Raw genomic sequence first — 15,751 nt, forward strand, 5'->3', positions numbered from 1 at the left:
ACAATTACTAAAAAAAGAACTACCTTAGTATCAGATTTGCTGTCTTCATTAGCTTCTTTTGATTCGTAATATTTTTCAAATTCATCATTCATTTTTATACCTCATGTTTAATTACAACTCTGCCAACCTGTTGACCATTTAAAATTTTTTGTATTTCAATATCAATATCCTCAAGTGAAACTACTTTAGAATAATCTTCAAGATTTATTTTCCATTCATTTGCTAAAAGATTCCATAATTCACACTTGAAGAGTATATCCGATTCCGCAGAATCAATTCCAACAAGTGAAACACCTCTTAAAATAAATGGAAAAACCGATGATGTAAATTTTGCTCCTGCCACATTTCCACAACATGAAACACATCCCTTATGACATATTAAAGAAATAATTTTAGATAATATATCACCGCCTACTGTATCGACACCGCCAGCATATTCAGCTCTATCTAGAGGTCTAATAGGATCGTGCATAAATTTGTCTCTATTTATAACACTAGACGCACCCATCTTTTTTAATTTATTAGATTCGTTCTCCTTTGAAGTTAATGCATGAACTTTATAATCAAGCTTAGATAGAATATTTACTGCAACAGAGCCTACACCTCCAGTTGCACCTGAAACAATAATTGGTAATTTTTTAGTAACATTTGCATTACAAATAGCTTTTACACATGCGGCAGCTGTAATTCCAGCAGTACCTATTTGCATTGATTCTTGAAGAGTGAGTTCTTTAGGCAATTTAACCAACCATTTAGAGGGCAGATGAACAATTTCTCCAAACCCACCAAAAACAGACATGCCTATTTTATAACCAGTTGCAATTACTTTTTCACCAATCTTAAAATCGGGAGATTTTGAATCAATTATTTCTCCAGCTACGTCAATACCCGGAACAAATGGATATCCCCTTACAACTCCTTTTACGCCTGTAGCTGCTAGTGCATCTTTGTAATTTAATGAAGAATAATGAACTTTTATCAAAACATTGCCATCTTCAACAGACGGGGTGTCTAATTCTTTAATAGAGCCTGTAAATATATTATTTAACTCTTCAACCAAATAAGCTTTGTATTTCATTCTTATTCCGACAAGAATTTTTCTGCATCTAGTGCAGCCATGCATCCAAAACCTGCAGATGTTATTGCTTGTCTATAGATTTGATCTGAAACATCTCCTGCAGCAAAAACTCCATCAATAGAAGTTGCAGTGGCCATTCCATCAGTGCCTGAGGTAATTTTGATGTAGCCATTATCCATATCTAATTGATCAATGAATATGTCTGTATTTGGTTTATGGCCTATAGCTATAAAAACACCCATAACCGATCTTTCAAAAACATCACCTTTTGTATCTAATACAACTCCATTGACGCCCATATCATCACCAAGAACTTCTTTTAATTGAGTATCCCAAAGTATTTCAACTTTCCCATTTTTTTCTTCATTAAATAATCTATCTTGTAGAATTTTTTCTGCTCTAAGACTATCTCTTCGATGGATTAGAGTGACTTTTGAACATATTCTTGAAAGATATAAAGCTTCCTCTACAGCAGTATTTCCTCCTCCCACCACTATAACTTCTTGATCTCTATAAAAAAAACCATCACAAGTTGCACAAGCAGATACTCCTTTACCTAAGAATTTTTTTTCAGAATCCAAACCTAAGTACATTGCACTAGCTCCAGTTGAGATAACCAATGCATCACATGTATATTCATTTGATCCCTTAAGTAAGAATGGTTTTTGTTTTAAATCAACAGAATTAATATGATCATTTAATACTTCAACATCAAATTGTTGAGCATGTTTCTTCATTCTATCCATGAGCTCTGGGCCTTGTAGACCGTCACTATCCCCAGGCCAATTTTCTACATCTGTTGTTGTAGTTAATTGTCCACCTTCTTGGGAACCTGCAATAATAATAGGATTTAATCCAGCTCTAGCAGCATATATACTTGCAGCATAACCTGCAGGCCCTGAACCAAGAATAATTAATTTTTTATGAACTGACATCATTCAGATTATAATTGAATATTAAGAAAATTGTGATTGATTGAACCTATAATTTATTAATAATATAGAATAACCTTATATATGGCTTCAAGATATATTAAAAATACTTTACTTAACTTCTTAAGTTTTTTTTTAATAGCTATCTCTTTATATATTTTTATATCTTTAGTTTCACATAATCCAAGTGATTCAGGTTTTTTTAATAAATCCTCCTCGACAACTATTGAAAACTTAGGTGGTCCACTTGGCGCAAATATATCAGATTTCTTATTCACCTTAATTGGTTTAGGTGCATATTTACTTCTATTTATAGGATGCGTTTGGGCGTATCAAAGTATTTTTCATCAAGATGCTTACAGTTCTATTGTGAAGTCTTTAGTAAGATTTATAAGTTCTTTTATTCTCTTATTAAGTTTTTGCTCAATATTAGAGTATTACTTTATTGGTTATGCAGGAGGCTTTATTGGCAAAGAAATATTCTTCAACTTATCAAATTATATTGGTTTTATAGGCAGTTTAATTTTCTTTATTATTTTCATTGTTCCAGCAGCATCATTGTCTTTAAATTTTTCATGGTTAAGTTTAATAGATCATACTGGCAGGGGCGTAATCTTAATAAACAAACTTTTAATAGAGTTTATAAAAAAAACTTATTCTTTTATAAAAAATATTGAATATCATCAACTGCAAAAATTTCTACCTTTATTAAGAAATGTTCAAATAAAAAAACCAATAAAGAAAGAGACTAAAGACTACACTAATAAAACAAAAGTAACTGATGAGCCTATTGAAGCAAATGAAGTTGCTAAAGAAAATCAACCAGAACTTTCAAATGTAATGGAACCTTTATTAAAAGAAGTTAAAAAACCAACCAATAATGAAGAACCTCCAGAGCAAACAGTTATGCCAAGTACAGAGCTTTTAGATAGAGCTCTTGATGACGGATCCTCATTAAATCAAACAGAATTAAATCAAATAGCGTCTCTTCTGGAAGATAAACTTCAAGAATTTGGTATTGAGGCATCTGTTGAATCAGTTTTACCTGGTCCTGTTGTCACCAGATTTGAAATACAGCCAGCTCCTGGTACAAAGGCTAGTAAAATTACAGGAATTGCACAAGACATAGCTAGATCTTTGTCAGTCAGCAGTGTTCGAGTGGTAGAGGTAATTGAAGGCAAATCATATGTTGGAATTGAAATACCTAATACCAATAGAAAAATGGTTAGGCTTACTGAAATCCTTTCATCAAAAGCATTTAAATCTTCGCCTTCTAACTTGTCGTTAGCTTTGGGTCACGACATTGCAGGTAATCCAGTAGTTGTTGATCTTGCAAAAATGCCACATTTGCTGGTTGCAGGTACTACTGGTTCAGGTAAGTCAGTCGGTGTTAACGCGATGTTATTAAGTCTTTTATTTAAATGCGATCCAAAAGATGTTCGTTTAATATTAATTGATCCAAAAATGCTTGAATTATCTGTCTATGACGGCATTGCTCATTTATTGACTCCAGTCATAACTGATATGACTGATGCTTCAAATGGTTTGAGATGGTGTGTTGTTGAAATGGATAGAAGATATAAATTAATGTCTATTATGGGCGTTAGAAATTTAGCAGGCTTTAACAAAAAAATCGAAGAAGCTGCTAAAAATGGAAAGCAAATTTTAAATCCATTAAAAGAAGATGAAGAAGAATATCTTGAGCCACTTCCTTCAATTGTGGTAGTTGTTGATGAATTTGCAGATATGATGATGCTTGTTGGAAAAAAAGTAGAGCATTTAATAGCTAGAATAGCACAAAAGGCAAGAGCTGCAGGTATTCACTTAATTTTAGCAACTCAAAGACCATCTGTTGACGTTATAACAGGTTTAATAAAAGCAAATATTCCTACTAGAATCGGTTTTCAAGTTTCAACTAAAATTGATTCAAGAACAATACTAGACCAGGGTGGAGCTGAACAACTATTAGGTTATGGCGATATGTTATATCTTCCACCAGGTGTTGGTGTACCAGTTAGAGTTCATGGAGCATTTGTTGGTGATGATGAAGTTCATCGAGTTGTAAATGACTGGAAGTCTAGAGCTGAGCCAGATTATATTGACGAAATTGTATCTTCAGCACAAGAAACAGGCCCTATACCAGGATGGTCTGGTTCGGATAGTGGAAATTCTGAGGATAGTGACGAGCTTTATGACGAGGCTGTAAATTTTGTTATAGAATCAAGAAGAGCATCTATATCAGCGGTTCAAAGAAAATTAAGAATTGGATATAACCGAGCAGCAAGGTTAATCGAGACAATGGAAGAGGCCGGTTTAGTTTCTGAAATGAGTTCGAATGGATCAAGAGAAGTCTTAGTCCCAAAACAAAATTGAAAAAACTTATTTCAATTTTAATATTTTTTTCACTTTCTTCATATTCTGATGCAGTTGAAGAGGTAAATAGAGTATTAAAAAAAGATTTAAGTTATCAACAATTTACTACGATTAATGATGAAAAAAAAATATCAACAGGGGTAATTAAAAAATCTGACGGTGAGACAATAATCGAAGTTATTAGTCCCTACAAAGAAAAATATGTAATTAACAAAGATAAAATCATTGTTTATGATTTCGAATTTAATAATACATCAGAAATAGAAATTTCAAATATAGATAACTTGGTTTTCGATATTATTCTTTATGGAATTGATAAATCAAAAGTAAACATAGATTTGATTGATGATAAAACTTTTAAATTATCTTTGATTGATCACAATGACATTGAATTTAAAAATATTAATCCTGAAAGTTTTTCGGTAACATTTGATGACAATATGAATATACAAAATTATATTATCTTTAAATTAATAAAGTCATGATAAATCTTTTACTTGTGGGTATTGGTGGAAGTCTTGGAGCCATGTGCAGATATGCGCTTACAGAATTCATACATAAATATATACCAACTAATTTTCCAAGTGGTACATTTTTTGTAAACCTCTTAGGTTGTTTTCTAATCGGTGTATTTGTTGGATGTTACATGCAGAATAAAGACGGTGCTTATTTTTTATTAATTATTGGGTTTTTAGGGTCATTCACGACCATGTCAGCATTCACAATTGAATCAGTTAATCTTTTTAATTCTAATTTTATCTTAGCCGCATCATATATAATATTGACTATACTTTTTACTTTGTTAGCAACTTACATTGGTATTCAAATTTCAAAATAGATGATTGATATAAAAAATTTAAGAGAAAATTTCAGTGATGTGCAAAAATCCCTTGCTAGAAGGGGTTTTGATATAGATAAAGATTTTTTTACTAAACAAGATAAATTAAGAAAAGATCTTCAAGTTGATGTTGAAAATTTAAAGGCTGAGAGAAATAAACTTTCTACAGAATTTGGCAAACTAAAATCACAAAAAAAAGATACTAGTGAATTAAAAACACAAGTAGATTTAGTAAACGAAAAACTAAAATCAAAAGATGCTTCTCTTTCCGTTATTTTAAAAGATATTGAGAGTTTTTTATTAAACATACCAAATCTTCCAGAAGACACCGTTCCAGATGGAGATGATGAATCTTCAAATGTAGTTCTAAGAAAAGAGGGTGATATTTATACTAAAAATAAACTTAATCATCTTGAAATTACTGAGCTAATTGATACTGATTTGGCTGCTGTTTTGGCTGGAGCTAGATTTTCTGTTTTAAAAAACCAAATAGCCAAACTTCAAAGATCACTTATAGCGTTTATGTTAGACCAAGCAATTGAGAAGGGTTATGAAGAATATTATGTTCCCTTTGTTGCAAACACTCAATCATTGATAGGTACTGGACAACTCCCAAAGTTTGAAGAGGACTTATTTAAAGTTTCTGATAATCAATACTTAATACCAACTGCTGAAGTTCCTCTTACTAATATAAATAGAGATAAAGTAATTCCTTTAAGTGAATTACCGTCAAAACTAACATCTCATACGCCTTGTTTCAGATCAGAAGCTGGCAGTTACGGCAAAGACACTAAAGGATTAATTCGACAACATCAATTTGAAAAAATTGAATTAGTTCAAATAACAGACTCAAAAAGTTCTTTTGATTGTTTAGAAACCCTATTAAGTGACGCTGAAAATATCCTTAAGTTACTTGAATTGCCATATCAAGTTGTAGAGTTATGTGCAGGTGATTTAGGCTTTAGTTCTTGTAAAACTTATGACATAGAGGTTTGGATACCAAGCCAAGAAAAATATAGAGAAATATCATCATGTTCAAATTTTTCAGATTTTCAGGCAAGGAGATCAAATATTAAAATTGATACCGGCAAAAATAAGGAATTTGCTCATACCATTAATGGCTCAGGCCTTGCTGTAGGTAGAACATTGGTTGCTTTAATTGAAAATAATTATGATCATGATACAAATACTATTAGTATTCCAAAAGTCTTAGAAGACTACTTTCAATCAAATAAAATTAAACTTTAAAAATATACATAAAATTCACAAAGATTTCACATATTTTTGTGTTTTTAAATTTAATTAAATGTATTATTATCCCTACTAACAATAATTCATCTTAAGAGGATAAAATGAATAAATATTACTTATATATACTCCCTGTATTATTTCTTTCTTTTCAGTTAATTGCTGACGTTGATACTACTTCAAAAATAAGAGGTTCTGTTAATGTTGAAGGTGCTTCAGTGCAAGCTGTTCATCTTCCAACTGGTACTACAAAAACTGATGTAGTATCCGAATCAGGAAGATTCAACCTAAGCTTCTTGCCGATTGGCGGTCCTTATGAAGTTACTATTTCTGCTGATGGATATATTAGTCAATCAGTAACTATTAATTATCTTTCTGTTAGTGCGCCGGCAGAAGTCAAAGTAAATCTTTTATCATCTGATGACTTAGAAAATGTAGTAGTTACAGCAGCTCAACTTAGTGGAACACGTGTCAGCAGCGGTACTGCGTTATCAAGATATGCTATAGATGGAATTCCAACAGTTTCAAGAAATATTGGTGATTATGTAAAGTTTGATCCTCGAGTTTCTTTTGATGGTGAAAATAACAGAGATGCTGAAATCTCAGTTATGGGAAATAATGCAAGATTTAATGATTTTTCAATTGATGGTATTAGTTTTAATGATCCATTCGGTTTAAATGATAATGGGTTTGCAACAATGAAAAATCCTATAAGCATGGACTTTATTGAAGAAATTTCAGTTGATATTACTCCATATGATGTATCCGTCGGTGGAGCCACTGGTGGTTCAATTATAGCTATTACAAAATCCGGTACTAATGAATTTACAGGGTCTGTTTATTTTTCATCAAGGGATGAAAGTAATGTAGGGGACTTACCAAATGGCTCAGCTCCAACTGCGTTTGATGATGAACTATACTCTTTTACCTTCTCAGGACCCATCATAAAAGATAGGTTACACTTTTTTGTTGGATTTGAATCAAGCGAGTTAACCTCATCAAGTCTATGGGGTACGTCAGACTCTGGAGCTGCAAATACTTGGCCAGTCACTACTGCTGAAATGCAAGCAGTTTCGGATTTTATGTCTTCTACATACGGATATAACACTGGACCATTTAATATGGTCTCATACCCAATGACACAAGAACAAACAATATTGAAACTAAACGGCATAGTAAATGACAAACATAGAGTTGAGTTTTTATATCAATATATAGAAGATTCTTTTTGGGAACTTTATGATAATTACGCCACAGACATTACTTTTAAAACTGGTTGGTATCAAAAACCTATTGAACAAGAAAGAATTTCATTCACTTTATTCTCAGACATAACTGATAGACTTTCTACAAGCCTAAAAATTTCTAATTACGATTTTCTTGAAGATGATGCTCAAGCAGATGGTGGTTATGGTGGATTGTTTCCTCAATTTAGAATTAGTGGCATGCCTGAAAGACATGTTTTATATGTTGGACCTGATAGATATAGAGGGGCTAATTTAATTGACGTTGAGAGTAGCTTAATATCTTTCAAGGCAAATTATGACTTAGATGATCACCAAATTACTTTTGGTATTGATTCAGATAATTCAGATTTATTAAACGTTTTTATTCCTCGATATAGTGGTGAAATTAGATTCGCTAGTTTAGACGATTTTTATAATCATTTTAGTGTCTGGGAAGCTACGGGTGAAACTAACTATACGAGATTAAGAGCTAACATTCCTTCAACTGGAAACAGCTTAATAGTAGATGATCCTGAAATGTTTAGACCAAGTTTTTCAATTGAAGAAACAAATATATATATACAAGATGAATGGCAAGTTAGCGATAGGTTATCTGTTCAATATGGTATAAGGCATCAAGAATTTGAAATACCAGAACAAGCAACCATCAACACACATTTCCAATCTCGTTATGGCGTAATTAATAATTCAACGGTTGATTATTCAATCACTCAACCAAGATTTTCTTTCAACATTGATACTACAGGCTTATGGTTTGGTGATAGAGTTGTAACCTCTTCAATAGAAGGTGGTTATGGTTTATTTGCTGGTAGACTTCCGCGTGTATATTTCGGTAATGCATTTTCACGAACCAATGTTGATTCCGATTATGTTTATAACATTGGTCAATTTGGACCAAGCGCAGGCCCAATACCAAATTTAAGCACTGGAGCGGTTACCGGAATAACAGATCCAAGATTTTTTTGGACAAGAAGCAGCCAATCTGATTATGTTTATGGTCAGAACGGATACAGGTTATATGCATTTACACATTTCACAGATCCAAACTTTGAAGGTCCTTCAACCTATAAATCTAATATAGCTTTAAATCTTCAATTTGCTAATGGGTATGATGTGAGATTTGAATATAATAAAGATAGTGTTAACAAAGCACTTTTGTGGAAAGATCTAAGTTATTCTGAAGAGGGCACCCTTGCTGATGGAAGAGCTTTATTAGATCAACGCGACAATCCATACCTAACAAACACAGGTGAAGGCGGTGGAGAAGCTTTTAGTATTATCGCAACTAAGGCATTTGATAACGGTGTGAGTTTGTATGCTGGTTATACTAATATGGAAATGGAAGATGCTTCAAGAGTAGCGTCTGCCCAAGCTGATTCAGCTTATAATAAGCAACCGCATGATCTAGCTGGTGAGAACTTAAGAGCTGCGCCATCTGACTTTATGGTAGATGATAAGCTTATTATTGGTCTTGACTATACAACACAAATTTTTGGCACCAACGATACAAGATTCTCTGTATTGGCTAATAGAAAATCAGGAAGAAGATATAGTTTAGTTTATGAAACTGGTGATTCTGAAGCTTCTATAACAGATGGAAATTGGGAAGCTTATGATCTGATTTATGTACCAACAGGTGTTAATGATCCAAATGTTGTTTTTGCGAGTGATGCTGTCGCTTCATCTGTTATGAATTTCTTGAATTCAGGATGTGCTGCGGGTTTCTCAGGACAAATCATGACAAGAAATGCATGTAAAGGTGATTATGCAACTAGAGTTGACTTAAGAATCACTCAAGATTTTCAAGTCAATGATGATCAAAAAATAGTGATTTACTTTGATATACAAAATCTTATCAATTTCCTTGATGATGATAAAGGTTGGCAAACTGAAATTGATACAAATTCCGTCAGTAGAGCTGTATCAGTTGATCTTGATCAAACAACTGATTCAGGTCAGCTATATATAACTGGTGTTAATGAAGATGCTGGGCTTATATATTCAACTGACTATGGCCAATCTCAGTGGCAAATGAACTTAGGTATTTCTTATAAATTTTAATTTGTATTATTTTATTAAAAAGAGCGACTAAGTCGCTCTTTTTTTTTGTTAAAATATAAATATGAAATTCAATTCCATTCCGAAATTAAATCTTAGTGATCTTTTAAGTGGCAACAAGCAATCAATTAGATTGCTATCTGAAGCTTTATCAGACCACGGCTTTTTTATAATTTACAATCATAAAATTGATTTACAACTTTTTAAAAAATCTTATCAAATCTCAGAATCTTTTTTTAATTTGGATGACGATTTAAAAACTCAATACGCATTTCCAGAAAATGCTGGCGCAAGAGGTTATACGCCGTTTGCAAAAGAAACTGCCTTAGGCGAAACACAGCCTGATCTTAAAGAATTTTGGCATCATGGACCCGTTATTAATAAAAATTTTGATAACAGAGTAAAAAAAAATATACAAATTGCTGAGTTAAAAGAATTTAATAAGATTTTAGATGAATTATTTCATCAATTAAACAAAGTGGGTATAGATTTACTATCCTCTATAGCATTATCACTAAACTTAGAAAAAGATTATTTTTTTAATTGGGTTGAGCATGGAAACTCTCTTCTTAGACTTATTCATTACCCACCTGTTAATAATGCAAATATCCACCGAGCAAGAGAGCATGCCGATATTAATTTAATTACATTATTAATAGGTGCTGATGAACCAGGATTAGAGGTTAAGCACAAAAGCGGTCAATGGATACCTGTTACAACAGATTTTGATGAAATAGTTTGTAATATTGGAGATATGATGCAGCTTGTTACTGATCATAAATTAAAAAGCACAAGCCACAGAGTAATAAAGTATAAAAATCAAGAAATTAAATCAAGATATAGCATTCCTTTTTTCTTACATCCCTCACCAAACACCATACTTAAGTCTATATATAATAATAAAGACAAGGGCGTGCTAGCTGATGATTTTCTCGATGAGAGATTGAAAGCCATTAAGCTATACTGATACCTATGATTCCATTTTTTGTTCAAATTATAATCGGCTTTTTATTTTTTATTGTTATAGCAATTCCTTTTTCAAATAACATTAAAATTATTAATTATAGATATATATTCTTAGGCATTTTGTTTCAAATTGTATTGGCGCTCTTATTACTTAAAGTGCCTTTTATTACTGATCTATTTTCATATTTAGCCAATGGTGTTTCTGTTTTGCAACAAGCTACAAATGAGGGAAGTAAATTTGTATTTGGATTCCTAGGAGATTCACAAAGCAGTTCAGCTATCATTTTTGCTTTTGCTATATTGCCTGTGATTATAGTAATGTCTTGCATATCTGCTGTTTTATGGTTTTGGGGTATATTACCTTTCATAGTAAATATCTTTTCTAAGATATGCCAAAAACTCTTTAATATAGGTGGTCCTATTGGTTTGGGCTCAGCAGCAAATATCTTTGTTGGTCAAGTAGAAGCACCATTAATAATTAGACCCTATCTTAAAAATTTATCTAAGAAAGAATTATTAATAATAATGACAACAGGAATGGCTACCGTAGCAGGATCTGTCATGGTAGCTTATGTAAATATTCTTGAAGATAGTTTCAAAGATGTAATTTTGATACAACATTTTTTAACTGCATCAATCTTGTCTGTTCCGGCAGCAATTATGTATTCAAACATTATGATTCCCTCAAATGAAATAACAGATTTTGAGAACGACAATGTACCAAAGATTTATGAAAGTACTATGGATGCAATAACAAGAGGTACCAAGGATGGAACAAATATCGCAGTTAGTGTTGGCGCAATTTTAATTACATTTATTGCTTTAGTTTATATAGTTGATTCATTTTTAGGATTAATTCCGTTACCTAATGACATTGAATTATCTCTTCAACTTATACTTGGTTATATTTTTGCGCCTGTAGCATGGTTGATGGGTATTCCATGGAATGAAGCATTGATTTCCGGAAAGCTTTTAGGCATCAAAACTGCTTTAAATGAATTTGTTGCATATCAAGAACTATCACAAATAGAAAGTGGAATTCTTTCTCAAAAATCAATGTTGATTACATTTTATGGTTTGTGTGGTTTTGCAAATTTTGCTTCGGTGGGAATATTAATATCAGGTATTGCCTCAATGGTACCTGAAAGAAAAAATGATTTAATAGATGTGGCTTTTAAAGCTCTCGTAGGTGCAACACTTTCATCTTGCTTTACTGGTCTTATAATTGCTTGTGTTATTTAGTTATTGATAACAATATAAAGATTTAAATAAAAAGCAAATGACAGCCAGATTAAATAGGGTATATAAAGATATGCTGCAACATAATTCACATTAAGCATTTTTCTTAATATGTATAAATTTAAGAAAATTAAAAGAAAAATATCTAACAAAGAAACAATCGGCATATGAAAATAAAAGAATAACCATGACCATGCTGTATTGAAAAAAAGCTGCGCTATAAATAATCTAAAGGTATCATTAAAAGTCAAATAAGCTGATATAGACATTAAGATATATAGTATTGGCCAAACAATACCAAAGATATAACCAGGAGGGTTTAGACTAGATTTATTCAAATTGATATACCAAATATCGTCACCTGTATTCGATGATGCAAATCCACCAATTATTAGAGCAATTAATACAAATGGAAAAACAAGATACTTAGAGCTAAAAAGCAATACTATCTCTTTCTAAAGAATCTTTGAACAGCGGAATTAATGTCTGATAAAAAAGTTGAGCCTTTCGGCCTTGCTTCTATAAAAATATAAAATCCGACAAAAACTGCCGATATTATGAAAACCCAGACTGCGTCATATTCACCCATGCTTTATTATAAATTGTTATAGCCTAATTGTTGTAAATATTTATACTTTTTCAACAATCATTGAGCATAATGAATAACCTGCACCGAAAGATGCAATTACACCTTTTTGTCCTTTCTCAAGATCATTATTTAAATTAAAGGCAAACATAGAGCCAACAGATGCAAGATTTCCAAACTTTTCTAGAGGCAAAGGAACTAAGTTTTCATCAAAGTTATCGTGACCAAGCAATTTAGATACAATAAATTTCACCATTTTTCCATTAGCCTGATGTAGCCAAAATTTTGAAATCTCTTCAGGTGCAAGATTATTTTTTTCAAGTTGTTCAAGTACAACTTTAGAAACTAAAGGACATACTTCTTTGAATACACTTTTTCCATTTTGGTAAAAAAGAAGTTCGTCTTCCGTTTTCTTATCAATAGCTACTCTATTTATATAGCTAAAATCGCTTCTTATATTATTTGAAAATTCAGTTACGAGTTTTCTATCTAAAATTTTAAAACTTTTACTAGACTTGCTATTTTTTTTAATAATAGAAGCAGCACATGCATCACCGAAAATGAAATGACTATCTCTCTTTGTATAGTTAACTCCCGGTGTTGATATTTCTGGATTTATAACTAATATTGTTTCAGCTAATCCTGAGGAAATGTCACTGTACGCATTATTTATCGCAAAAGTAGTTGATGAGCAACCAACTAACATGTCGTACGCATACCCATCAATACCTAATTCTTTTTGTATTTCTATTGCTATTGCAGGATAGTTTCTAGCTGCATGTGATGTGCCAACTATTACAGCATTGATATCTTTAACCTCAATATTAGCTTGTTCAATTGCTTTTTTAGCTGCAATAATTCCATATTCAGCATGAATTGATAAACTCTTTTCATCTTCATTTTTTACGTACGGCATCATTCTATTAATATCAAGGATGCCTTCTTTTTCAATTACATATCTTGTTTTTATGCCTGATGCTTTTTCGATAAATTCAGAAGATGAGTGAAGTAATGGTTCTATATTACCTTTTGAGATCTCATCACTATTTTCACTATTAAATTTATCTACGTAAGAATTAAAAGAAGCAACAATTTCGTCATTTGTTATTTCATGTTCTCCATGCCAAATACCAGTACCGGCAATGTGAATTTCTTCCATAAATGATCCCCTCATATTAAATATGTTTTATCATTATAAATTATGGACAGCATATTAACTAATAAGTTTGATATTTATGAAAATAAATCTTTAAATAAAGACATTAGAGGCATTATTCATATCAGTCATGGAATGGCAGAGCACATTAAAAGATATGAATGGCTAACCCAGAAACTAAATAGTGATGGATTTCATGTAATTTCAATAGATCACAGGGGCCACGGGACTTGGATCAAGAGAGGTGAAATTCCTGGATATTTTAATAGAAAAAATGGTTGGAAGACTGTTGTTGATGATCTGGAAGAATTAATTATAGTTACAAATAATAAATACCCTAATATAAAACAATATTTGCTCGGTCATAGCATGGGATCTTATGTTGCTTTGTCTTTGATTCAAAGAAAAGTAAAATTAAGTGGATTAATATTGACTGGATCATCATTCATTTCACTAAATTTAATTAGACTCCAAAAATTAATTATACAAATTGAAATTTTTTTAAAAAAAGATACGGGCATTAGTGATATTTTAGATACCATGATAATCAAATCTTTTAATAACTATTTTAAACCTAACAGAACTCCAAAAGATTGGATTTCAACAGATGAAGAAAATGTTGATAATTATGTAAATGATCCTCTATGCGGTTTCAAAGTAACTAATAATATTTGGAAAAATCTAGCTGATGGTCTTAAAACAGTTTTTAATCAAAGGTGTTATAAATTGGCTAATAAATCTCTACCTATACTAATTATTTCAGGTGAAAAAGATCCTGTAGGTTCTAATGGTCAAGGTGCAAAAAAACTCAGATTATTTTTATCAAATATTTTTAATAATGTAGATGCAATGATTGTAAAAAATTGTAGGCATGAGGTTTTTAGTGATATAGATAAGGACATAATTTATAATTCATTCTTAAAGTTTATAAAAAATTAAATGATTAAGATTAAAATTCTATTGGTTTTGTTTATATCATTTAATGTTGTCTCTAAAGATATGGTAAGAGTAGATCTTCCATATGAAAATGAAGATAGACATTATTATATATATACCCCAAACACTATAGAAACAAACCCAATTGACCTTGTGATTGGTTTACATGGATATACAGGAACTGCTCTTGGATTTGAGAGAGAAACAACAGGGGGATTTAATAAAGCAGCAGATGATTATGGCTTTATTGCTGTTTATCCCCAAGGAAAATTTTTTTATCAAAAAACTTTTTTTGGGAATGAATTTATTTCTTCATGGAATGATCTAGCAGGCTCAAAATCTTCAGGACCTTTGGGTGAGATATGTTTAGCTAATGCATTTTTTTACGCACAATATAAAAATTGTGGAGACGTTGGAAGGTGTGCATGGGCAAGTTGTGGCGATGATTTAAATTTTATAAAAATTATTATTGATCAACTTAAAACTACAAAAAACATAAAAAACATTTATGTTGTTGGAATGAGTAATGGTGGAATGATGGCTCAAGCATTAGCTTGTGAGTATCCTGAATTATTTTCTGGAGTTATTAATGTTGTTGGTATGCAACATCTTGGTTTGAGCTGCATCCCTGAGAAACCAATAAATTTTATAATTTACGGTGCATCAAAAGACGAAACTGTTCCTCCAATAAATATTAAAGCCGATGATGGCTATTTATATGAACCAATGGATAAAACAGCCAAAGATTGGTCAAATAAATTTCAATGTAGAAATGAAAAAACCTTAACTAATAATGAATTTGATAAGATTATTGAAAAAGAATATTTCGATTGTTTAAATGGAGTCAAAATTATTAGTTTATTAAATACTCAAAGATTTCATACATGGCCTGGGATAGAGAGAAATACTGGATATTGCGCTTATCCAATAGATGAGATATCTGACTATAAGGATATAAGAGAGTCATGCAGTGATATAGAAAATTTTTGGGGTAATAAATACTTACTGGACAAATTATTTTGAATATTTATAAATTTTATACATAAATACTACACCTAATACCTTGAATATGTCGTCTTTTTTAGTAATATAAC

General features: G+C 31.5%; 13 protein-coding genes. 9 read left to right on the forward strand and 4 right to left on the reverse strand.

The features are described from left to right. Positions 1-94: 94 nt before the first annotated feature. Together M9C80_02810 and trxB are read right to left on the reverse strand one after the other, a co-directional pair. On the reverse strand, positions 95-1,078 hold the full coding sequence (locus M9C80_02810) for a YhdH/YhfP family quinone oxidoreductase (protein URQ70103.1): 984 nt from the start codon (positions 1,076-1,078) through the stop codon (positions 95-97). 2 nt (positions 1,079-1,080) lie between these two features. After that, positions 1,081-2,016, reverse strand: a complete 936-nt coding sequence (gene trxB / locus M9C80_02815; GenBank protein ID URQ70104.1) for a thioredoxin-disulfide reductase — start codon at positions 2,014-2,016, stop codon at positions 1,081-1,083. A gap of 78 nt (positions 2,017-2,094) precedes the next feature. Here trxB and M9C80_02820 point away from each other — a divergent pair, with 78 nt between their 5' ends. The 7 genes from M9C80_02820 (at position 2,095) to M9C80_02850 (ending at position 11,982) form a co-directional block, all read left to right on the forward strand. Beyond that, positions 2,095-4,383, forward strand: a complete 2,289-nt coding sequence (locus M9C80_02820; protein ID URQ70105.1) for a DNA translocase FtsK 4TM domain-containing protein — start codon at positions 2,095-2,097, stop codon at positions 4,381-4,383. Further along, on the forward strand, positions 4,380-4,868 hold the full coding sequence (locus tag M9C80_02825; GenBank protein ID URQ70106.1) for a hypothetical protein: 489 nt from the start codon (positions 4,380-4,382) through the stop codon (positions 4,866-4,868). Before M9C80_02820 ends, M9C80_02825 begins: the two co-directional genes overlap by 4 nt. Beyond that, entirely contained in the window at positions 4,865-5,221 is a 357-nt protein-coding gene (locus M9C80_02830; GenBank protein ID URQ70107.1) for a CrcB family protein, read from the forward strand. The genes M9C80_02825 and M9C80_02830 overlap by 4 nt, the downstream gene beginning before the upstream one ends. After that, the gene (gene serS, locus M9C80_02835; GenBank protein ID URQ70108.1) at positions 5,222-6,469 is read left to right on the forward strand and encodes a serine--tRNA ligase; all 1,248 of its coding nucleotides are present in this window, start codon (positions 5,222-5,224) and stop codon (positions 6,467-6,469) included. Positions 6,470-6,573: 104 nt separating this feature from the next. Next, complete coding sequence (locus tag M9C80_02840; GenBank protein ID URQ70109.1) at positions 6,574-9,777, forward strand: TonB-dependent receptor; 3,204 nt, start codon at positions 6,574-6,576, stop codon at positions 9,775-9,777. A gap of 61 nt (positions 9,778-9,838) precedes the next feature. Beyond that, positions 9,839-10,741: an isopenicillin N synthase family oxygenase gene (locus M9C80_02845; GenBank protein URQ70110.1), complete on the forward strand. Its 903-nt coding sequence runs from the start codon at positions 9,839-9,841 to the stop codon at positions 10,739-10,741. Positions 10,742-10,746: 5 nt separating this feature from the next. Further along, positions 10,747-11,982: a Na+-dependent nucleoside transporter gene (locus tag M9C80_02850; GenBank protein URQ70111.1), complete on the forward strand. Its 1,236-nt coding sequence runs from the start codon at positions 10,747-10,749 to the stop codon at positions 11,980-11,982. Here M9C80_02850 and M9C80_02855 read toward each other — a convergent pair. Then, complete coding sequence (locus M9C80_02855; GenBank protein ID URQ70112.1) at positions 11,979-12,422, reverse strand: tryptophan-rich sensory protein; 444 nt, start codon at positions 12,420-12,422, stop codon at positions 11,979-11,981. The two genes, M9C80_02850 and M9C80_02855, sit on opposite strands and share 4 nt — an antisense overlap. Positions 12,423-12,608: 186 nt before the next feature. Next, the gene (locus tag M9C80_02860) at positions 12,609-13,724 is read right to left on the reverse strand and encodes a beta-ketoacyl-ACP synthase III (GenBank protein ID URQ70113.1); all 1,116 of its coding nucleotides are present in this window, start codon (positions 13,722-13,724) and stop codon (positions 12,609-12,611) included. Positions 13,725-13,766: 42 nt separating this feature from the next. Here M9C80_02860 and M9C80_02865 point away from each other — a divergent pair, with 42 nt between their 5' ends. Further along, positions 13,767-14,660 carry an alpha/beta hydrolase gene (locus M9C80_02865; GenBank protein URQ70114.1) on the forward strand — a complete coding sequence of 298 codons (894 nt, stop codon included), beginning with the start codon at positions 13,767-13,769 and terminating at the stop codon, positions 14,658-14,660. Beyond that, entirely contained in the window at positions 14,661-15,680 is a 1,020-nt protein-coding gene (locus M9C80_02870; protein ID URQ70115.1) for a hypothetical protein, read from the forward strand. It begins immediately after the preceding gene. Positions 15,681-15,751 lie beyond the last annotated feature (71 nt).

The sequence above is a fragment of the SAR86 cluster bacterium genome, assembly GCA_023703615.1.
In the GTDB taxonomy this organism is placed as follows: domain Bacteria; phylum Pseudomonadota; class Gammaproteobacteria; order Magnimaribacterales; family D2472; genus MED-G85.